General features: G+C 59.2%; 14 protein-coding genes and 3 tRNA genes. 16 read left to right on the top strand and 1 reads right to left on the bottom strand.

Annotation, left to right across the window (positions count from 1 at the left end; genetic code table 11):
• Positions 1-77 precede the first annotated feature (77 nt).
• The 6 genes from clpX to ACFO3A_RS13825 all read left to right on the top strand — a co-directional run bounded on the left by clpX (position 78) and on the right by ACFO3A_RS13825 (position 6286).
• On the top strand, positions 78-1343 hold the full coding sequence (gene clpX / locus ACFO3A_RS13800; RefSeq protein WP_377727471.1) for an ATP-dependent Clp protease ATP-binding subunit ClpX: 1266 nt from the start codon (positions 78-80) through the stop codon (positions 1341-1343).
• A 73-nt stretch (positions 1344-1416) separates the two neighbouring features.
• Positions 1417-3852: an endopeptidase La gene (gene lon, locus ACFO3A_RS13805; RefSeq protein WP_377727474.1), complete on the top strand. Its 2436-nt coding sequence runs from the start codon at positions 1417-1419 to the stop codon at positions 3850-3852.
• 112 nt (positions 3853-3964) lie between these two features.
• A tRNA-Gly gene (locus tag ACFO3A_RS13810) sits at positions 3965-4040 on the top strand.
• Positions 4041-4072: 32 nt separating this feature from the next.
• Positions 4073-4148 (top strand) — tRNA-Gly (locus ACFO3A_RS13815).
• Between the two features lie 31 nt (positions 4149-4179).
• A tRNA-Gly gene (locus tag ACFO3A_RS13820) sits at positions 4180-4255 on the top strand.
• Between the two features lie 231 nt (positions 4256-4486).
• Complete coding sequence (locus ACFO3A_RS13825; RefSeq protein WP_377727477.1) at positions 4487-6286, top strand: tyrosine-type recombinase/integrase; 1800 nt, start codon at positions 4487-4489, stop codon at positions 6284-6286.
• Positions 6287-6380: 94 nt separating this feature from the next.
• On the opposite strand, the gene ACFO3A_RS13830 is transcribed toward ACFO3A_RS13825, so the two are convergent.
• Positions 6381-7325 carry a WYL domain-containing protein gene (locus ACFO3A_RS13830; RefSeq protein ID WP_377727479.1) on the bottom strand — a complete coding sequence of 315 codons (945 nt, stop codon included), beginning with the start codon at positions 7323-7325 and terminating at the stop codon, positions 6381-6383.
• 100 nt (positions 7326-7425) lie between these two features.
• On the opposite strand from ACFO3A_RS13830, the gene ACFO3A_RS13835 reads away from it, so the two are divergent.
• The 10 genes from ACFO3A_RS13835 to ACFO3A_RS13875 all read left to right on the top strand — a co-directional run bounded on the left by ACFO3A_RS13835 (position 7426) and on the right by ACFO3A_RS13875 (position 20671).
• A complete protein-coding gene (locus ACFO3A_RS13835) occupies positions 7426-7599 on the top strand; it encodes a hypothetical protein (RefSeq protein ID WP_377727481.1) in 174 nt (57 codons plus the stop codon).
• Positions 7600-7606: 7 nt separating this feature from the next.
• A complete protein-coding gene (locus tag ACFO3A_RS13840; RefSeq protein ID WP_377727483.1) occupies positions 7607-7924 on the top strand; it encodes a hypothetical protein in 318 nt (105 codons plus the stop codon).
• A gap of 38 nt (positions 7925-7962) precedes the next feature.
• Positions 7963-9228, top strand: a complete 1266-nt coding sequence (locus ACFO3A_RS13845; protein WP_377727486.1) for a nucleotidyltransferase domain-containing protein — start codon at positions 7963-7965, stop codon at positions 9226-9228.
• A gap of 44 nt (positions 9229-9272) precedes the next feature.
• A complete protein-coding gene (locus ACFO3A_RS15675; protein ID WP_465251382.1) occupies positions 9273-9719 on the top strand; it encodes a hypothetical protein in 447 nt (148 codons plus the stop codon).
• Between the two features lie 17 nt (positions 9720-9736).
• A complete protein-coding gene (locus ACFO3A_RS13850; protein ID WP_377727488.1) occupies positions 9737-10660 on the top strand; it encodes an S-4TM family putative pore-forming effector in 924 nt (307 codons plus the stop codon).
• Positions 10660-12093: an SMODS domain-containing nucleotidyltransferase gene (locus ACFO3A_RS13855; protein ID WP_377727491.1), complete on the top strand. Its 1434-nt coding sequence runs from the start codon at positions 10660-10662 to the stop codon at positions 12091-12093. Before ACFO3A_RS13850 ends, ACFO3A_RS13855 begins: the two co-directional genes overlap by 1 nt.
• Positions 12094-12457: 364 nt before the next feature.
• A complete protein-coding gene (locus ACFO3A_RS13860; protein ID WP_377727493.1) occupies positions 12458-13819 on the top strand; it encodes a hypothetical protein in 1362 nt (453 codons plus the stop codon).
• On the top strand, positions 13816-14616 hold the full coding sequence (locus ACFO3A_RS13865) for a hypothetical protein (protein WP_377727496.1): 801 nt from the start codon (positions 13816-13818) through the stop codon (positions 14614-14616). The genes ACFO3A_RS13860 and ACFO3A_RS13865 overlap by 4 nt, the downstream gene beginning before the upstream one ends.
• Complete coding sequence (locus ACFO3A_RS13870) at positions 14613-19529, top strand: hypothetical protein (RefSeq protein ID WP_377727499.1); 4917 nt, start codon at positions 14613-14615, stop codon at positions 19527-19529. Before ACFO3A_RS13865 ends, ACFO3A_RS13870 begins: the two co-directional genes overlap by 4 nt.
• The gene (locus ACFO3A_RS13875; RefSeq protein ID WP_377727502.1) at positions 19526-20671 is read left to right on the top strand and encodes a hypothetical protein; all 1146 of its coding nucleotides are present in this window, start codon (positions 19526-19528) and stop codon (positions 20669-20671) included. The genes ACFO3A_RS13870 and ACFO3A_RS13875 overlap by 4 nt, the downstream gene beginning before the upstream one ends.
• Positions 20672-20909: the final 238 nt, after the last annotated feature.

Here is a 20909-nt window from a genome sequence, read left to right on the forward strand (position 1 = left end):
GCTATCCCTACTCGGGAGGCGCCGTTTTTTCTATTGCTATCATCCCCTCCTTTGAGTAGTTAAGGCACCGAAGACCTATGGCCGAGAATAAAGGCACCTCTAACGAGAAAAATTTGTATTGTTCCTTTTGCGGCAAAAGTCAGCACGAGGTGAAGAAGCTGGTTTCTGGCCCATCGGTTTTTATTTGTGATGAATGTATTGATCTGTGCAACGACATCATCCATGACGATGCCCCTGCAGTGGGTGGGCGTGATGATCCCCAGGCTGGGCTGCCAACACCGGGGCAGATTAAGGACAATCTGGACAATTACGTCATTGGCCAGGAGCAAGCCAAACGTACCCTGGCCGTGGCGGTTTACAACCATTACAAGCGCCTCAATCATAAGGATGGGGCCGGCAAGGACGAGGTCGAACTGGCCAAAAGCAACATCTTGCTGATTGGCCCCACTGGTTCGGGCAAGACTTTGTTGGCGCAGACCCTGGCTCGTCAGCTGGATGTGCCCTTTGTCATGGCTGACGCCACGACGTTGACGGAAGCAGGTTATGTGGGCGAGGATGTTGAAAACATCATCAGCAAGCTTTTGCAGAGTTGTGAATACAACGTCGAGAAAGCCCAGCGTGGAATTATCTATATCGACGAAATCGACAAGATTTCCCGTAAGTCCGATAACCCCAGCATTACCCGCGACGTTTCTGGCGAAGGGGTGCAGCAGGCCTTGCTCAAGTTGATTGAAGGCACCATGGCCAGCATTCCCCCGCAAGGCGGCCGTAAGCACCCGAATCAGGATTTTCTGCAAGTAGATACAACAAATATCCTGTTTATTTGCGGTGGTGCATTCCAAGGTCTGGAAAAAGTGATTGAGGGTCGTACGGAAACCTCCGGAATTGGTTTTGGTGCTACCGTGCGGAGCAAGCAAAACCGCTCGCTTTCTGAAACTTTCCAGGAAATTGAGCCGGAAGACCTGATCAAGTTTGGTCTGATCCCTGAATTGGTGGGACGTTTGCCGGTTGTCACCGCATTGGCCGAGCTGGATGAGCCGGCATTGGTGAAGATTCTGACCGAACCCAAGAATGCCCTGATCAAGCAGTACAGCAAGTTGCTGTCGATGGAAGGTGTCGAATTGGAAGTTCGTCCGGCCGCATTGGCCGCCATTGCCAAGAAGGCCATTGCCCGAAAAACCGGGGCACGCGGATTACGCTCTATTCTGGAGCAATCCTTGTTGGGTGTCATGTTTGATTTGCCCAATATAGACAATGTGGCCAAGGTCGTTGTGGAAGAGGGCACCATCGTTGATGGCAAGCCGCCACTGCTTGTTTACCGTGAAGTTGCGAAGAAAGCCTGATGGCGCATTGAGCGCACAGTGAATTGATATGACCGGTGTTGCCTAAGGGCACGCGGTTCAATGGAGGATTTTCATGACTCAAGCCGATGCCGGGCATTCCACAGCCCTCAATATCCCTTTATTGCCGTTGCGTGATGTGGTGGTTTTCCCCCATATGGTCATTCCGCTGTTTGTTGGCCGTGCCAAAAGCATCAAGGCACTGGAATTGGCCATGGAGGCGGATCGTCGGATTTTGCTGGTTGCACAAAAAACGGCAGCCAAGGACGAACCGGAAATCGGTGACCTGTTTGATGTCGGCTGCTTGGCCACTATTTTGCAGATGCTCAAACTGCCCGATGGTACGGTCAAGGTGTTGGTCGAGGGGCAGCAGCGGGCCTTGCTCACGGAAGTGGTGGAGCAGGATGACTGTTTCAGGGCGCATTGCCAAGTAGTCCAATCGCCTGCTGAAGCACAGTCGGTGAACGAGGTCGAGGCGCTGCGCCGTGCAGTTTCGCAACTGTTTGACCAGTATGTGAAGCTGAACAAGAAGATTCCTTCCGAGATACTGACCTCGATTGCCAGCATTGAGGATGCTGGACGTTTGGCCGATACGATCACTGCACATTTGCCGTTCAAGCTGGAACACAAACAAGCCGTGCTGGACTTGGCCGATGTGCGTGAGCGCCTGGAAAACCTGCTGCACCAGATTGAACGGGAAGTAGAAATCCTGAACGTTGATAAAAAAATCAGGGGTCGCGTCAAGCGCCAAATTGAAAAGAACCAGCGAGATTTCTATTTGAACGAGCAGGTGAAGGCCATTCAGAAAGAGTTGGGCGAAGGTGAAGATGGTGCAGACCTGGAGGAGTTGGAGAAGAAAATCACCGCAGCCAGAATGCCTGCCGCTGCTCGCAAAAAAGCCGAAGGGGAGCTGAAGAAGCTCAAGCTCATGTCCCCGATGTCTGCCGAGGCAGCGGTGGTACGCAACTACATCGACGTTCTGACGGGCCTGCCGTGGAGCAAGAAGACAAAAATAAAACACGATCTGGTCGGTGCGGAGCAGGTGCTGAATGCAGACCATTTTGGTCTGGAGCGCGTGAAAGACCGCATTCTCGAATATCTGGCCGTGCAGCAGCGTGTGGATAAGGTTAAGGCGCCGATTCTGTGCCTGGTCGGGCCGCCGGGCGTCGGGAAAACATCCTTGGGACAATCCATTGCCAAGGCTACCGGGCGTAAGTACGTGCGCATGGCTCTTGGAGGGATGCGCGATGAAGCGGAAATCCGCGGCCATCGGCGTACTTATATTGGGGCCATGCCCGGCAAGGTTCTGCAAAGCCTGGAAAAGGTCGGCACTCGCAATCCCCTGTTCTTGCTGGACGAGATCGACAAGCTGGGGATGGATTTCCGTGGTGACCCGTCCAGCGCCTTGCTGGAGGTACTCGATCCTGAGCAGAACCACGCTTTTTCCGACCACTATGTCGAAGTCGACTTCGATTTGAGTGACGTAATGTTTGTGGCCACTTCCAATTCGTTGAACATTCCTTCGGCGTTGTTGGATCGCATGGAGGTGATTCGTCTTTCCGGGTATACCGAAGACGAAAAACTCAATATCGCCAAGCGCTACCTTTTGCCCAAGCAAATGGAAAACAACGGCGTCAAAGAGGATGAACTGCTTGTCAAGGACGATGCCATCCGCGACATCGTGCGCTACTACACCCGCGAAGCAGGGGTGCGCTCGCTGGAGCGCGAACTTTCCAAAATCTGCCGTAAGGTTGTGAAGGGTCTGCAGCTGAAAAAATTAAAACCCAAGGTCACCGTCAAGGCTGCCAACCTGAGCGAATACCTGGGCGTGCAGAAGTTCACTTTTGGCAGGGCAGAAAAGCAGAACCATATCGGTCAGGTCGTAGGCTTGGCATGGACCGAAGTGGGCGGTGATCTATTGACGATCGAAGCCGCCACGATGCCTGGCAAGGGCAATATCCTGCGCACGGGCTCTTTGGGTGACGTGATGAAGGAGTCGGTGGAAGCCGCCCGTACTGTCGTTCGGAGCCGTGCCCGCTCGCTGGGAATTGAGGACAGCGCTTTCGAGAAAAAAGACGTCCACATCCACGTTCCGGACGGTGCGACACCGAAGGACGGGCCGAGCGCAGGTGCCGCCATGGCAACTGCTTTGGTGTCTGCCCTGACAGGCATTCCCGTCAGGGCAGATGTGGCAATGACTGGGGAAATCACCCTGCGTGGGGAAGTTACCGCCATTGGAGGGCTCAAGGAAAAACTGTTGGCAGCCTTGCGCGGAGGCATCAAAACCGTATTGATCCCGCAAGAGAACGTCAAAGACTTGCAGGATATCCCGGAGAACGTGAAAAAAGGCCTGAACATCACTCCGGTGCGGTGGGTGGATGAGGTGTTGAAGATTGCGCTGGAACATTTGCCGGCTCCCATTACGGGGGATGAGCTGGCCGAGGCGGGTACGCAGGAGGTGCTTGCTACAGCCAAGACACCCAGCAAGAAGGCCCGTGCGGTGAAGCACTGAGTGCTTTTGCCGGTAGAGAACATGTTTCGGAGAAAATTTTCTAGGATTTCTGCGCTACAATCCTTTCCATGCTGCTAGCTTTGGTTATACAATCTAGGGCTTCGGTAAATTAGCGGGAATAGCTCAGTTGGTAGAGCGCAACCTTGCCAAGGTTGAGGTCGACGGTTCGAGACCGTTTTCCCGCTCCAGGTTTCAAAGATCTGGCGCAAGTCAGGTTTTTGCGGGAATAGCTCAGTTGGTAGAGCGCAACCTTGCCAAGGTTGAGGTCGACGGTTCGAGACCGTTTTCCCGCTCCAGGTTTCAAAGATCTGGCGCAAGTCAGGTTTTGCGGGAATAGCTCAGTTGGTAGAGCGCAACCTTGCCAAGGTTGAGGTCGACGGTTCGAGACCGTTTTCCCGCTCCAAGTATTTGTCCATAGACATCCACGGAGATCCATGGAGTGCAGAGAAAAGGAGCTTTGGCTCCTTTTTTCGTTTCTGGACCGTCCACTGAGCTCTAGAGACGTCCATCTGCAGCCAGCCTTTTTAAGGCACGTTTTGAGGCCATCGTCCGCCTCACATCGGCGCAGTACTTATAGAGGTTGCGCTGGCCACCGGGCCAAGAACCGAGCTTTCGTCCCGAGAGGAGGAATGCCATGCCACTCACGGACATCGCAGTCCGGCAGGCCCGGCCCAAGGACAGGGTCTACACCCTCACCGATGGTCGCGGACTGGGCTTGTGTGTGAAGCCGGGTGGCGGCAAGAGCTGGCATTTCCGCTACTACTGGGTAGGTAAACAAAAACGCATCGCGCTGGGTAAGTACCCGGAGATCAGCCTGAAAGAGGCGCGCGGTCGCTGCGAAGCCGCCCGTACCTTGGTTGCACAGGGAATCGACCCACTCAAGCATCGACAGCAGGAGATCCTGGTCAAGCACTTGGCTGCAGATCGGTTGTTCCAGAGCGTCTACGATCAATGGCTCGCACACCGCAGTCTTGTCCTGCAACCGGGGCGCCAAAGCACACTCGAACAGATCCAGCGGATCTTCCGCAAGGACATCCTGCCTGCCCTTGCCAAACGGTCGATCTACGAGATCACGCAGGCCGACCTGCTGCAGGTGCTGTCCAGGATCGAGAAACGCGAGGCACTCACCACCGCCGAAAAATGCCGCTCATGGTTCCGGCAACTCTTCCGGTTCGCCATGGTCAAGGTTCCCGGGTTGGACAAGAACCCGGCACGGGATCTGGTCGTGGCGGCCATTCCCAGACCACCGGTTGCCCACAACCCTTTCTTGCAGATCGAGGATCTGCCGGAGCTGCTTCAGGCACTACACAGCTATCGAGGAACCAGGGCCGTTCAAATGGGACTTCACCTGCTGCTGCTGACAGGTGTTCGGACTGGCGAGCTGAGGCAGGCAACGCAAGACCAGTTTGATCTGACTCAAGGGCTCTGGACAATCCCGGCGGTACATGTGAAGCAACTGCAGGCCAAGATCCGCAAGGAAGGCCTTGGCCCCCAGGACATCCCGTCGTACTTGGTGCCCTTGTCAACACAGGCGATGGCGGTCGTCCGCCAGTTGTGGGATGCGATGCGCCCAGCTCAACGTTACCTGCTGCCACATCGCGGCGATCTTAGGCTACCCATCAGTGAAAGCACCCTGAATCAAGGTCTCAAGACACTTGGGTTTGACGGGTTGCTGACCGGACACGGTATCCGAGCCACCATCTCGACCGCTCTGAATGAATTCGGATATCCGAGTGCCTGGGTGGCAGCTCAACTGTCGCATGCGACTCCCCAAGGAGACCAGGATGCCTACAACCATGCAGAGCACATCGAACAGCGTCGCCGAATGATGCAGGACTGGGCGGATCGCCTGGATCTGTTGGAACGGGGTAATGTGGACGCTGCTCGTGCGCCTGCGCGGGGCGTACCTGCAGAATTGCTCCAGTGGAAAGAAGCCGGATCTGCTTCTACCAATGTGGTCGAGTTGGATGGCGGTACCACAGTGACCATCACCATCTCTGCAGGACATGCGCAAAACAAAGCCGGGGTGCAGGCTTGCATACCGAATCCACCAACGAGGGCATCCTGCCTGTCAGAGAGCGAGCAACGGAGTATCTATGAATGCCCGGACAACCTTCCGCTGTCGATATTCGCTGCTCTGGCACAAAAGTCTGAGGAGCAGATCCTCCGGGACATCCATGCTGGCCGGCTACTGGCTTTGCATTTGAGCGATCGGGGGTATCGCATCCCTGACTGGCAGTTGAATCCTACTCAGTATTTGCTGACCCTGGTCGTTCTGACCCACGCGGAAGGGGCAGACGCCTGGGCGGTCTATCGATCCCTCTCCACACCAACGGCTCGGCTGTCGGGTCACTCCCCTTTGGAGATCGTGACGGCGGGGACGATCCTGGAGGTTGGAGGCATGGTCTGCGGGTCGTTGATGGGGCAAGAATGAGGGTAAGGGAAATTGGCGGGTGCTCGGCATTGGTTGGCATGATGCGCAATGCTGGCATTAGTTCGATGGATTGAGAGATTTGCCGGTAGTACGTTCAGAGAGCCTTGATTTCTCGGTCTGAGCGTGGGGCCTGATATCCTGGAGCCAGCAGTGCGTTGCTTGCCCCGTAGAGCGCGAGCGGGTCGCGCAGCCATAGGGCGTACTCAAGACCACGCAGGTGGTGGTCCGACGAACAGTCCACGGACCAGCGACGAAGCATATACCCGGCATTGGCCGCTCTGACGCGGACTCGAAGCACGCCTTCCTCCGGGAACTCGTAATCCATTTTCACGATTTCCGGGCTGGGATGCTCGGGGTGGGGCACTAGCTCCAGTTCAATGATGCGGCTCCATTGCATATCGAACTCAGCCGTTTCTTCGCGCTGAACGGAGCTGTCCTCAAGAACTACAGGTTCGTCCATTCGCGTGAAGACGAAGTCGCGGAACTGCTTGCGTCTCCGGTCGAAGGCCCGGACGTGCCAGCGAATGCCGATGTCTACCAGCGCCAGAGGAACCAGCTCGCGTTCTGTGTGACCGCTATCAATGGACGTGTAGCCGAGGCGCACAGCTTTGCCGCGGTTGATGGCTCGAGTAATGGGGGCCAGCACCGACATCTTCGGCAGGCTCAGTGCGTTCGGCACCTCGCACCTCAGCATGGGTTGCGCCTCGTCGCCTAGGAGCTCCCCCAACCCTTCACCGTAGCCCTGCGTCAGGGCAGTAAGGACTCGACGAGGGTTGTGCTTGAACAGCGGTTTGAACGCGGGGGTCGGCCGGTAGACCTTATCGGAACTGTCCAGTTCGAGGTTTTCAGGTGCGATTTCTCGATAGAGCGCAATGTCCCGCGTAGCGCCGGCGGGGCCGGTGCCGAAGCGGTCAACAACGTCGGCTCGCCGTAGCTCGCCCAGGAAGTACAGCTTGAAGTCAATGTGCGACAGCCGCTCCCGCTGTGTCTTGGTCAAGTCAGCGAGGCGCTGCGTTCGCCGGTCAAGGTTTTCTGCCATCTCCGCATCATAGATGACGTGAAATAACGACAACAAAAAAATATTGCGACATCATCAAAATGATTAGATATACTAAACTCAAATGAAATATGAGGTCGCAATGGCAAAGAACAACCCGCCCGGCGACGGGCACCGAATCGGCGCTGTATGCGAGCGCAGCCAGACCATCACGCCCTCGGGGCACTACGTCAAGCGTGATACGCAGACGGGGCGCTTCATGGACGTGAAGTCGGACAAGACCCCTTTCAAGGGCGTCCGGCGCGAAAAAAAGTAGGCCGACCATGCTCGAACGTCTGACCGATTACTTCATCGCCAAGCCAAGGCGCCTCGTCACGCTTGGGGCTGGGCTGGTGCGTGCAGGCGGTTTCCTCGTGGTCGCTGGCCTCGTAGGGCGGGTAGCAACCACAGGTGCATCGGCCGTGAAAGGGCTGGGCGGCGGCATGCAAGCCGAGGTCGCACTGTCAGATGTGCTGCCCGGCTACCTCAGCGTCTGGATGCCGGAGAGTGCGCTGGGCTTTGCAGTGGCGATGCTGTTGCTAATTGCAGGCTTGATTGCGGTTCGCACAGGACGCGTCTACGAGCGCTACCTGGGCAACTGACGCCTTTTTGAACGACAGCCTTACAGCCAGACCTCCCCATGAACCGAACCGGCTATTTCCCTCGCGCTACTCGCAAAGTCACTGCCTCAGCGTCGGCTCGCTTTACGTACCTGGCGGAAGCCATTGCGAGGGCCTTCGAACCCACGGTCACACAGCTCCAGGAGCTTGAGCGGGCCTATAAAGCGACTGGCGAGTACCTCATCGACTGCGTTGAATTCGATGGGTTAGTGGAACAGGTACACGCACAGGGTTCCCGCCAAATGGGAACCATCGTCCGGCCTATGGAAGCGAACCGCGAGGGCTTCGACATTGACCTGGTGGTGCGATTGTCCAAGGCGGCACTCGTCAGATATGGCGGCCCCGGCGGTGCGGCGCTGTTGCTCGAGCACTTGTATGTCGTATTGAAGCGCTATGCCGAGCGGCATGGACTTGGCATCGAGCGATGGGAGCGGTGCGTGACGCTTATCTACTCGGGTGGCATGCAAGCCGACTTTGCCCCAGTCATTGACGACCCGCGGCATGTGCTTCCTTATGGCGAGCACCACGGGCGCATCCCTGACCGCGAGCGCAAGAACTACCTTTCTACCAATCCGAAGGGATACTGCCTGGGATTTGATGTGGCTGCAGAGGTGTCGCCAGTTTTTCGGCTTTCGGAGGCTCTGACAGCGGAATTTGCGGAGGCACGCAAGGCCGACCTCGTGCCACTGCCGGTGGCGGACGAGGTATTTGCCCGTCTTCTGAGCAGGTTCGTCCAGTTGGGGAAGGTGCACCGGAACATTTCATTCGGAGAGCTGGAGGCAGGTTCCGACATTGCGCCGACCTCGGTGTTTTTGACGAGCTTGTTCGCGAAGGCATACGCCATCTTGGCGCCGAAGCCGCACGATGGTCCTCTGGACTTGTTCTTCGACATCGTGGAACTCCTGCCGGAGCTGTTTGAGCGGGAGATTCTTCAGTCCGGTAAGGAAATCTGGATTTTGATGAATCCGTGCACGCAGTCTGACAACCTTGCTGCCTCCATGAACGAGTCGAAACGCCAGCAAGCGTTTTCTCAATGGCAACAGAAGTTCGTGGCCGACCTGGACGGATTGCTGGCTGCCATCGAAGGCAACCAGGGACTCGGTGCTGTCTCGAAGGCAGTGGAGAACGCGTTCGGCCCACAAGCAAAGCAGGCCGTGCTGCAGCAGAGCACGCAACGACGTGAGAGCCACCGGACGTTAAAGCAGGCGAGTTTTGTGGTTGCCGGTGCGGCGTCGGTCGTTACTCCGGCCCGCGTGCACACCTATTTCGGAGGGCCTTCCAATTGAGGCCACCGCTGCGTCTTCCGAGCATTGCCCAGCGCCACGCTGAATTGAAGTCACTCCGGTGGCCAGAGTCGACGCTGGAGTTCGTCCAGGGCCGAGAGCTCAGATTCGGATTCAAGGTGGCTCCAACACCAATGGCTCGGGTCTATCAATGTCTTCTGAAGGTCTATCCCTCCAATTTCCCTGAGCTGTTGGTGATGGATCCGGACCTGAAAGAGCTCGCTGCAGGGCGAACGTTGCCGCACGTCTATCCACATAAAGGGCTGGGTATCAAGTTGTGTCTTTGGCTCCCGCGGACGCACGAATGGGTGCCGCAGATGCGTTTTCGCGAGACCTATCTGCCCTGGGCCGCTGAGTGGCTCGATTACTTCGAGGAATGGCTCGTGACTGATGTTTGGGCTGGCGGCGGAGAGCATCCAGAACCCAAGACGCGGAGGTGGGGACGGCGACCACCGTTCATCCAAAACGCCGTAGCTACCTCTACAAAACATTGAAAAGGGAAGAACCACCAATGACAACGGAACATCGAATCGACATCGAGCAAAACAAGCCCGAACGACTGGAACTACTGCACGCGCAGCGATGCTTCTATTCCCGTGCGAAGAACTATCAGAACTTCGTGGCCATCACAGCCCTGATGCTGCCGGTGTTGGGGCTGCTTTTCGGTGCTGAGTTCCCAACTATTCGATCCTATCTTGGCTTCGCATCTATTGCCCTACTGCTTCTCGACGTGGCGATCCTCTCGCCGAAGCAGCGTGCTAGTAGCAAGGCGGGAGCCAAGGTTCAGGAGCAATTCGACACCGAGGTCTTGAAGCTGGACTGGAACAAGTTGGTCGCTGGTAACCGAATGGACCCTGAAGAGCTGCGTGCTATTGCGCCAGACGAGATGTCCGACAAGGAGAAGAAGGGACTGGAAGCCTGGTACGAAGGCGCCATCAGCAGACTGCCATTGCCATTGGGACGGCTTCTATGCCAGCGAACGAACGTGGTCTACGACTTGCGAGTGCGGCGAAAGTATTCAGCAGCACTTTTCTCCATCGCTGGAGTTCTTGGTGTTGCGCTGTTTGCCGTTGGTCTTTATCAGGGGCTCAAGCTCGACGAGCTCATCATCTCGGTAGCTCTTCCAGTCCTGCCGCTGGTCAGTTTTGTCCTGCGGGAATACCGCAAGCAAGAGGACACCATCGAATCGTTAACGACGCTGAAGGGGGAAATCGAAAAGATTTGGGACAAAGCTCTCGCCGGTGCATCGGCGGAGGACCTGACGCTGAACTCGCGTGCATTGCAGGACGCCATTTATCGGCACCGCGCGAGCAATCCGCTGGTGTTCGACTGGCTCTACAACCGACTTCGCAAGAAGACAGAAGCGCAGGCTAAACATGCAGTTGAGAAGCTTGTTGCCGAAGCCGTGAGCAAGCTGAACCTATCGGGGGTCTGATGAAGCTGCACGAACACTTCAAGACTTTCCTCGACGACCATGTCAACCTGAACAGCACGCGTCTCGGCTTGCTGGAGGACAGCATTGTTGCTATTGAAAACGCAGTACGCGCCCTTGCCTGGGGTCCGAAAATCATCTCGTTCGCGCCGCAAGGTTCCTGGGCCCATGAGACCATCATCAAGCCACAGTTGGGACAGCCATTCGATGCTGATTTGTTGGTGTTCGTCGAGGCGAAGGAGGGCTGGGCGCCGAAGGACTACGTGAACGAGCTTGCCACCAAGCTCGGGCAGCTCTCCAAGTATGAAGGGAAAATCCGTCGTTACTCGCATTGCGCCACGATTGAGTACGCGGGCGAGCGCAAGATTGACGTTGCGCCTTGTGTGGTCAATCGGCTCTATGCGGGTCAGTACGAGGTCTGCAATCGCAATGCCGACCAGTTCGAGGCCTCTGCGCCGTCTGCATACACGGAGTGGGTGAAAGGCAAGAATGGTGTCGCCGGCGGTAATGACTTAAAGAAGGTCACCCGGCTATTGAAGTACATGCGCGACATCAAGGGCAACTTCACGTGCCCCTCGTTCTTGCTGACCACCCTGATGGGGCTGCAGGTCTATGAAAGCGACCGAGACAGTGCTCAGTTTGCTGACGTGACCACTACGCTCAAAACGCTGGTCGGCCGCCTGGATGATTGGCTGCAGGCTCGGCCGAACGTGCCAGTCGTGCCAAATCCAAAGCTGCCTCAGGAAGACCAAGCAAGTGGCTGGGACCAAACGCAGTATGGAAATTTTCGCGACAAGGTGAACCTCTACCGTGGTTGGATTGACGATGCGTATGCAGAGGCGGACCGCGATGAAAGTATTGGCAAGTGGCAACGTGTCTTTGGTGACAACTTTGCTGCGAGCGAAGCGAAGCGGGCCGCCGAGCAAGTCAGCGAGGCTGCTATCACGGGCGCGTTAGTTCTGGGCAATCATTTCCAGGATCTGGTGGAAAAGGTGAAGGCTCTGGGTGCTGCCGCAGTACCTGCGAAGCTGCGCCAGTTGCCCCATGTACGAAGGCCCACCTGGCGCAAGGCTCCAGAACAACATGCTATACGAGTGGTCGCAGAGTTGCGGACCGGGCAGTATGGAAATATCGTTCGGACCATCCAGTCGGCCGAGGCATTGCAGCCGAGCTATTGGGTCCGGTTTAACGCTAGCGGCGCCCACGGCATGCCGTTCTCCGCTGACTACAAGGTTCAATGGCGCGTGACGAACACTGACAGGGTCGCATCCCGTGCGGGTGCTCTTCGAGGTGAGTTCTATCCCTCCGATACTGGCACAAGTCGTTCGGAAAGGCTGGAGTACCGCGGCGTTCATTTTGTTGAGGCATTTTTGATTCGCAAGCGCGACAACCGGCTGGTGGGGCAGTCAGACCCCTTCTACGTTGTCATCGAGTAGTTAGGCATGCGGCTCCTAGGTTTCCCAGACCCGCTCATTGAGGGTTGCTGCACTGGACGTCTGCATGATTGAAGTTTCCCGACGTCCAATCGCTCTTTCCGATATTTTGGAGGAACCATAGAACGACAGCTATCAGGCGCCGAGATCGAAGAGCTGAAAGACCAATCACGCTGCATAGCTGCCCTTCGGTGTATGGCCGACTGCTTGAGGCTGGCTGCCGTCATCCAGTATTAGCGTACCTATGTCAATGGGCTTGACCACGAGGCTGCCGGCCTACTTCTGATGAAATTTCCGAGCTAGCGATTCGATCCGTTGATCTACAACAGGCGGTGTACCGTCCGCCGAAGCCACCTTCGCTCCCTGTATGCCAAGCATCGACCTCACCCCGCTGTTGAAGCTATCCTCCAGATTGCTCGACCTGCACGATTCCAGGCGTGGCAGCGGCGAGTCGCCGCAGTACCAGACAGAGGACCGTCCCGGTCTCGGCGACGGGCGCTACATCGCGCTAGCGGAGGCGGTGCTCGACGTTCTGCAAAGGCTGGATGCCCGCACCGGCGACGAGTTTTCATCCTTGCAGTCCGTCCAGCAAGGCGTGCGTGAGCAGATCAACTGGGCCGAAGACATCGATGTGGAGTACGTGCTGAACGTGCTTTCCCGTCCCTCAGAGCTGAAGCTCCTCCACGCGCCGGAGGAAGGGCCCGCCTATGTCATCGGGGATAAGGAAACCAACCTAGTGGAGAAGGCCGCCCACGTCGTGGAGTACCGGCTTTCCCGCCTAGGCAAGACAGCGCTGGTGATCGCATCTGACCACATGGACATCGCCTACATCGAGGGCGACGTAACGAAGCTGATCCGCGCGATCCAGGCCGCACGCCTGGGCCCGGCGCTGGGATTCGCGGAACGCCTGCTCCAGCAGCTGCGCACCGAGCAGCTCAAGCTGGTGGCGCTGATCGAGCGAACGACGGGCGGCAGGCGCGCTCGGGAAGAGGTCCTAGAGCAGATGGAGCTGCACCGCGAAACCATGCGTCGCACGGTGAGCCTGGTGCAGGAGGCCAGCTTTGCGATCGACGAGATCATCCGCAAGGAAGTCGATACGGGCGACGACGTGCCGATCGGCCTGATCCGTGTCAAGGTCAAGGAACTGGCCGGTGGAGTGGTTCGATACGGCAGGGAGCTGACCCGCCTTGCCGAGCTGTCCATTACCAGCAAGCCCTCCTCCGTGCAGGCTCCCGACTTCGCCGGGCTCGCGTTCCAGTGGGTGAAGGCACCGGCGTCCAGCCAGCAGGTGGCCCGGATGCTGGAAATGCTGGGCCCAGGCTGCGCACCCAAGGTCGCGCCGATCGCGTCGGACTTCGCCGGGCTCGTGAAGGGGCGTGCTGCCGAGCGGGCGCCCACCGAAAGACTTCAGCTTGACGCTTTCGAAGCCCCACCCGAGGACCAGTTCACCGACTGGCTCCAGCGGAACCTGCCGTACCTGGAGGGGCAACTCCACGGCGGCGTGACGCTAGGGGCCGCGCTGCGTGACGGCCTGGGCCGAGATGGCGATGCACACGCTTTCAACTGCCTGGTGACCGCTCTTACGGCGGCCGACGATTGGGTCAACGAGCCCGTTGAGGGTGAACTCGCGCGGGATTTGGAGAGGGCCGACCTCCCAGGCCTTCAGGTGATGTTCTCCAGCTTGAAGCTGCAAAAGGTCGGCGCGGACACCGCCAGGAAAGAATCATGACTCCTTACGACATGGGCCGAATCAGTGCCTTCCTCATACTGCACCGCAAGTTAGAGGATCGCTCCGACAAGCGGGGCATGCGGCCCGACGAAAAAGAGCTTGGCGCCCTCCTGCGGGAAGCGACGGTCGACGAGTTGCACGACCTCGAAGACCTGATGAGCGGGCAGGGGTTCGTGCTGGTGCAGCTGACCAGCTTCGACATCGAGGGCATCGGGCCAGGCACGCGCGTGTACCTGGCCGCGCGCCGTGCGGACATGCCGTCCTGCCTGGTCGATGGTAGTCATGTCCCCGAAGGCATGGGCCTGCACACGCAGCCAACGGCAGCGAAGATCTGGTTCACGCAGATTTGGCTGCTGCACTTGGACCTCCTGTACACGCAGCTCGACCGCAGCCCCTCCGAGCGTGGCCGCTGGATCAACGCGTCCTTTACCCGAGAAATGCTGCAGGACGCCGTGCACGCCCACATTAACGACCACGTGCGCAAGCTCAACGCGGTCCAGCTGGGCGACAGCGAGGTGTATGACGTCCTGTGCGCAGAGAAGGGGACAGAGATTTCCAAGCGCGTCAAACGGTTCTTGGATCTGATGTGCAAAGGAGGCCTGCTCGAAGAAAGGGGCGAGGGGGTTTACCGCCAGACCCTGCTGTCGGCGGTGGAGATGAAGGAGAACTTCGATCGGTCGCTGGCGCCACTCATGCTTGCCTCCGAGCAAACTGGCCAGCGCACCACCATGGGACAGGTGGCTAGAGCCTTGCTGACGACCACTCAGGAAGCACTGTCTGAAGGAGGCGAGCAATGAGCCTGATCTCGCGCGTGGAGGTGACCAACTACCTCACCGAAGGCATCAACCCGAACCGGCGGTCGGCGGATTGGAAACCGATGCTTACCGGCATCACTTTGCGCACGGATGGCGGGAAGTCGGCGCTCGTGAACATCACCAACGGCGGCGGCAAGACCTCGCTGGTGGAGCTCCTGCTCTACCTGTTGAGCAGGGACGCGCGGCTGCTCAAGAAAATCCGCGAAAAGGTGGCACCCAAGAACCGGGGCTACACCCACGCGCGCATCGAGTTCAGAACACCCCCGGAGGACAACTACTCTGCCCCCAGCCTGTTGGAGATCGACCCCCAGAATCTCCCTGGCGAGACGCACGTGGTCGGCGTCGCGCTCAACGACGACATCAACGAGCAGCCGATCTTCTACTCCTACAGCGGCACGCTCGAAGACTCGCCGTGCTACCTCTACGACCGCAAGAGCATCGCGCAGGTGCAGGACAATGCCTTCGTGGCGGCGACGAGGGCGCTGCGAGGGTGCAAATGGAACCGCTTCGCGAACCGGCTGGAATGGGAAGACCACATCCGTCTGTTCCTTCCCGTGGAGGTGATCCGGCGCAACGTGGTGTACCAGCTGAAGGGCTCCGACGACCAGAACGCCAGCTTCTTCGATTTCAAGCCCAGGGGCGGCGAGTCTCATGACAGCGCATTCTTCCGCGCCGTGGTGGCGCCGGACCTCCTGAGCAACCTGCTCAGCAGCTTCGCCGAGGAGGATGAGTCGGCGGTGGAGGACACCCTCCTCAAGAGCCTCACGCAGATCGTGCGGGCCGATAAGGAGATCGCAGCCAAGAACAAGCGCCTGGTGGTGCGCGAAGAGGGGATTGCCAAGCTGGAGCCCATCCTTGCAGCGGGGAGGAAAGCCCACCAGTTGCAGCAGGAGTGCGATGGTCTGCTGCGCAAGCTGCGGAGTGATGTCGCGTTCCTGCGCTACTTCGGGGTCCAAGGAAGCCGCTACGCGCTGCCGGGTTTGCCCAGGAGCCTTCCCAGACTGGGAGAACAAGACCCTCGGATCCTGACGGCCCTCAAGGGCATGGCCATCCTGCCGGACGAGGGGATCGTGCTGCTGGACAAGGCCCTGAGCGAACTGAGCGGCGTCGAGGTGCGTGTGATCTCGCAGGTGGCTGACCGCAAGCAGATAATGTCGTTCTCGGTAAAATCGCAAGTCATTGATTTTGCTTGTGATTTAGAAAATCTGAATAGCGGCAGCGTCAAGGGCGGACACTATCGGAAGGGGTATACGAAGGAAGCCGCAGTCAAGCTGCCCGACCTGCTGGCCAACATTTCCGGCGCGAAAACGACGGGCTTGAAAGAGGTACTCCTGCACGCCTTCACCATCGCGGAAGCCCAGATCGACACGAACCCCGGTTCCCGCCAAGTGCGTGCCCTGGAAGCCAAGAAACACGGCCTACTGGAGTCTGCGCAGTCGTGGGAGGCGTCCCAGGCGCAGCTCGCGTCCGATGTCAACAAGCTGCGGCTGCAGGTCAAGGACCGTGCGGAGAACCAGGGAGCCTGGGACGATTTCGTCGGGTTGGGAGCACTGCTACCCGAAGACCTGCGTACGGAGCCGATGCTCGCCAAAACCTGGCTGTCCGAGCAGTTCGATGACCTGCAGGCTGAGGCCGCGCAGCGCAACACCCGACGCGGGGAATTGAATCGGGTATGGCGCGAATACACGGAAGTCCTCGACCACCACGGCTTGGAGGGCTTGCAGGGGGCACAGGAGCGGTTGGAGTCACTGCAGACCCTGCACGACACCATCCAGACGGAAAGCCGGCGCATCCTGCCTGCAATCACCGAGGCCAGCAAGCTGGCCAGAAGGCTGCAGCTGGCCGTCCAGCCACTATCGGACGCTCGCGACAAGGCGAGTAGGTTGGTCGAGACGTTCGAGCAACTTTCGCCGGGCGTCCAGCGGTTCGTGACGGTGTTCGGCGCTGTGGATCCGTCCACAGTCAACCCTACAGGCGATTTGACGAAAGCCAGCAAAGCCCATTCTGAGACCCAGGTAGCGCTCCGGTCCGTGACTGACGAGCGAGACAACCTGTGGCGGCTCAAGGCCCAATCTGCCACGTTCGAGGAGATTTTTGGTGCGGGCACGGATGCCCTGACGTACGACCCAATCAAGCGGCACACGAACACCCTTGAAGAGCTGTCTACCGTGCGCCAGGATCTCGGAGCGCTGCTTCCGCATAAGGAAGCGATAGAGGCGTTCAACGACCGTTTCCCGCAGGCCACCCCGCAGGTATGGCTGGAAGAGGCCGGACGCACGCTGGGCAGGCTGCGCGAGGAGTTGCGGATCCAACGGGAACTGGAGACGAGCCTGCGCAAGGAAGGCGAGGCCATTGAGCAGATGCGGTCGGTCGATGATGGCAGCTTCGAGGCGGCGTGGGCAATTCTCGCCGCCTCGCCGGTGCGGGCCGTGCGCTTGCACCAGGCGCTGCAGTCGGCCGCGATGTCCCCCGCAGAGCGCCTGGACGCCATGAGCGCCTTGTCGGGCATGTTGTCGGCGCCCGTGTTCGAGACCATCGAAGACCTCAATGAGGCTGCGCAGCTTCTGGAGGGCGCGTGCGCGTGGGTACCTTTGATCCTCAAGGAAGAGCTGTCCAATGCGCTGTCCAAGGGGGTTGCGATCAGCGGCCGGGTACGCACGCTGGGTTTCATTGGCGGGGCGACATCTCGCCGCGTACGCATCCTGCTGGAGCCCGAGTTCGCCCGCACTGAACTTGAACGCGTGGCGAGGGAGCTTCTGTTATGCCAAAGCGCCATCGCGCTAACTGAGGTGGGTTTGTCGGAAGTCGCCCCGGAGGGCGATGGCTACCAACTGGCGCTGAAGGCCAAGGCTGCTTTGGACGCTCGTGCGGACGAGCGATACAAAACGAGCCTTACGGATGCGAATCGATTGGAGGAACTGCTTAGTCAGCTCAAGGGCCAGATCGAACCGCAGGCCCGCGCGGTCTTGGAAGCGACCAAGGAGTTCAAGAAGCTGGACGGCTTGGCCCGGCTGTCAGAGCTGAGTTTGTTGATCCCCCTGGCTGAAACCGAGCTCCAGAAGGCCGCGGATGCAAAGGAGGCCGCTGAGGGGCGCGCCTCACACGAAAATCTGACGGCACGCGACGATGCACTGCGGCACAGCAAGCTCGGCGGGGATGCCGCCTACGCTGCCGCCAAGGCGGCGTACGCGAACTCTTGCGAAGAAGTAGAGATCGCAGCGGCTAAGGCCGCGGATGCCCAAGAGGAGCTCGTCAGGCTCGATGAAGAGCAGTCCGAACTGAACAGAAAGCAGCAGGCTTTTGAAGAGGACGGCGGGGAGCAAGTCCGGTCCCTATACCAGCGGGTACTGCGCTTTGCTGCATGTGCTGAGGACTTGCAATTCATGCGTGGCTTTGAGGCGGCCAGCCAGGAAATCTCCGAGACGCTCGGCAAGATTGCGGCCGCGCTCGCAGTGAACTTCGAGCGGGCCGATGCGTTCCGGGCCCATCAGGGCAAGAGCGACATGGCACTGCTGGAAGAAATCGCGCGCAAGGAGCAGGACGCGGACCAGTTAAAGGCCAAGGCTGAGGACGCCCGGGCCGGAGCCGAACGCATCGCCCGTGCCGACGTCCCCAACTGGCAGCGCCTTGCCAAGGCTATCCATGAGATTGCGTTCGAGGTGGGCAGCAGAGTGGCACGGTCCAAGGCGGTGGCCACGCAGGCCGCGAACCTGGAGGAGGGCGCGGCCGTGCCCGAGGCACATGCCGGCTACAAGCAGGCAATGGCCGTCTTTGAGGCTCTCTCGGATCCAGCGCTGGAGTCCTATGGCGCTGTCATCGAGAGCGTCGAAGCGCTGGCCCAGACCGTGCAGGCGATGGACCTCCATGAGGCCTTGCAGCAGCACAAGGCCGTCGCAAGCGAGCTGGCCACAGCAGCCGAGCAGTACCGAGATCAGAACACCAGGTTCTGCAGTGCGGCTCTAGAGGTGGCCCAATCCCGCGACAGCGCTTTCAACGCGCTGGAGATCGAGGAGATCGGCAGGGCAACTCCGGACACCATTGAGGCGCTTGGGGTTCTTTTCACGCAGTTGCAGGCGAGCCTGTCCAAGGAGCGCGACGAAGCCAAGCAGGCCATGACCATCGCCACCCAGACCGCCGAGGACACCCTCACGCAACTGGCGGGCCTGATCCAGAGCGCCACCGACAACCTGGCGACCCTGAACAAGGTGATGGCACGGTATCCCCAGGGCCGATTCTTCTTCGAGACGCAGATTACCGGCAAGGCTGGCGTCCAGGACATCCTCAACGAGCTGAAGCTGGACGTGGAGCGGGCCTTGCGGGACCAGGATGGTCAGTCCCGGGGCATGCGCCGAGGCAACGACACCCAGCTCAAAACCATGCTGCGCGAGCGTTTGATCGAGTCCGTCTTCACGAACACCGAGGTGCAGTTCGTGAACGGTGGCATCTGGGGAGGCCGAAAGAGCCACGTCTCGGGCAAGCTCTCGACGGGGCAGAAGATTGCCCTGGAGTTCATGTGGATTGTCCGCCAGGCCGAGTACGAGATCGAGCGCGGGTTGCAGGAGATGACCAGCAAGCAGGCCGCAAAGTCTCGGGCCAAGGCAAACCGGGTGATCCTGATCGACGGGATCTTCAGCACGCTGTCAGACCGCCGCATCATCAAGGAGGCGCTGAACGGGTTGCGCGACCTGGGGGGCAACTTCCAGATCATCGGGTTCCTGCACTCTCCGAACTGGAACAACGATTTTGCGGTGTTCCCGGTCTACCACGTGGGCAAGAAGCTCGTGAACCAGGAGGGCGACGGCCTGGTGTCGTTCCGCGAACTCGGCCGCGAGCCTGGCACGGTCAGTTTCGTCAGTGCAATCACCCAACCACTGCCGCTCGAAGGTGCCCCGTGAGTGAGGCGTTCCTGCAGGAGGAAAGTGCACAAGTGCTTGCCGCGCTGCGTCGGATGGCGGGTGAGAGCGGCAGATTGCGCACATCGTCTGCCACCGCGAAGCTGTGCACGGCGCTGGGTCTGCCGCGCGTGAGCGTCAATGAGGCGCTTCGGGAACTGTATCGCGCTGGATCGGTAAGTTACCAGCCTGATGGACAGCAACTTCCTGCATCCGGGTACATCACGGTGCAAGCAGCAGCCGTGGAGCCAGCGGCGCACGAGATCTTCTGGAGGCAGGCGCTGGAGGATGCACAGGTGGAGTCGGGTGCTGCCGTGATCTTCGCACAACTGGCGCCAGCGGTCGCGGATATGAATGCGACGGACATGCAGGTTCTAGCCCGCGCATTTCAGGCACTGAAAGGCCTATCAGCCGAGTCCACCGACGATGCTGGGTTCAACGTGAGCGCTCGTCACCTGATGGGAAGCTCCAAGGTGCTGGCCAAGCTCTCTCGCCAGATGCTCGCCACTGCGGGCCTGCCCAGGCGCCTTCATGCACCATCGCCGAGGTACATCCTATGCGCAGGGCCGTCAGAGCCTGTGGCCACGCTGTTGATCGAAAACCCCTGCGCCTTTGAAAACGCCATCCGCAGCGGCCTGACCGATGACGTGGCCATCGTGTGCACCTTCGGGTTCGGGCTGTCATACTTGGGAAGCGAACTGTGGGCGGGTGACCAGGCGCCGCAGCACGATCGCCCAATCCGGATCGTGCGCGACGGCACACCGCCACCATTGGGCCAGCTATTAGCTGCGGAGAAGGTGTTCCTCTGGGCGGATCTGGACCTGGCAGCGATGAACATATTTCGCTCGCTCAAAGATGCCATCCCACAGCTGCGGATGAGCGCGATCTACGAGGAGATGGTGCCGATGCTCTCGGACCCCGCGCGGTCGCATCCGTATACCGCGCTGTTTGACAAGAGCGGCCAGCTCTCGCGGTACCAGGGAGGCAGCGCGGTGCCTTCGCGCTTTGACGAAGAGGACGTAGCGATGCTGCAAGCCGCGTGCTCTGCTCGAGCGGTGGATCAGGAGGCAGTCGAAGAGAGCAGCATCCGACGATTGGGAGCGCAGCCGCTGTGCGTGAATCGAACGCCAGACCCCCTGATGTAAGAACATAGAGCGTGGCTCGGTTGCACTGCCAAATCGACTTTAAGGCTGATCTGAGTCATCCACGGGCCAGTGCATGAGCGGCAGTAACAGCCAACACCAGCCGTTGAACGCCGCCGGTCCTGAACGGCTGCGCCGGACGCTTGATTGCGCGGTTCGCCACGTACTGGCTTGAAGGACCGCTTCTGCGTGCCGCAATAGGCTTGTCCGACCCTCACATGCTGGCGGCGGATTTCCTCAA

It is taken from the genome of Comamonas nitrativorans (assembly GCF_042654765.1).
Lineage (GTDB): Bacteria > Pseudomonadota > Gammaproteobacteria > Burkholderiales > Burkholderiaceae_C > Comamonas > Comamonas nitrativorans.

Bases quoted from the DNA above. Each gene is read 5' to 3' on its own strand.
- ACFO3A_RS13870 (WP_377727499.1), top strand. From the start codon at position 14,613: ATGAGCCTGATCTCGCGCGTGGAGGTGACCAACTACCTCACCGAAGGC.
- ACFO3A_RS13840 (WP_377727483.1), top strand. From the start codon at position 7,607: ATGCTCGAACGTCTGACCGATTACTTCATCGCCAAGCCAAGGCGCCTC.
- ACFO3A_RS13845 (WP_377727486.1), top strand. From the start codon at position 7,963: ATGAACCGAACCGGCTATTTCCCTCGCGCTACTCGCAAAGTCACTGCC.
- ACFO3A_RS13860 (WP_377727493.1), top strand. From the start codon at position 12,458: ATGCCAAGCATCGACCTCACCCCGCTGTTGAAGCTATCCTCCAGATTG.
- ACFO3A_RS13855 (WP_377727491.1), top strand. From the start codon at position 10,660: ATGAAGCTGCACGAACACTTCAAGACTTTCCTCGACGACCATGTCAAC.
- ACFO3A_RS13865 (WP_377727496.1), top strand. From the start codon at position 13,816: ATGACTCCTTACGACATGGGCCGAATCAGTGCCTTCCTCATACTGCAC.
- clpX (WP_377727471.1), top strand. From the start codon at position 78: ATGGCCGAGAATAAAGGCACCTCTAACGAGAAAAATTTGTATTGTTCC.
- ACFO3A_RS13850 (WP_377727488.1), top strand. From the start codon at position 9,737: ATGACAACGGAACATCGAATCGACATCGAGCAAAACAAGCCCGAACGA.
- ACFO3A_RS13835 (WP_377727481.1), top strand. From the start codon at position 7,426: ATGGCAAAGAACAACCCGCCCGGCGACGGGCACCGAATCGGCGCTGTA.
- lon (WP_377727474.1), top strand. From the start codon at position 1,417: ATGACTCAAGCCGATGCCGGGCATTCCACAGCCCTCAATATCCCTTTA.
- ACFO3A_RS13830 (WP_377727479.1), bottom strand. From the start codon at position 7,325: ATGGCAGAAAACCTTGACCGGCGAACGCAGCGCCTCGCTGACTTGACC.
- ACFO3A_RS13825 (WP_377727477.1), top strand. From the start codon at position 4,487: ATGCCACTCACGGACATCGCAGTCCGGCAGGCCCGGCCCAAGGACAGG.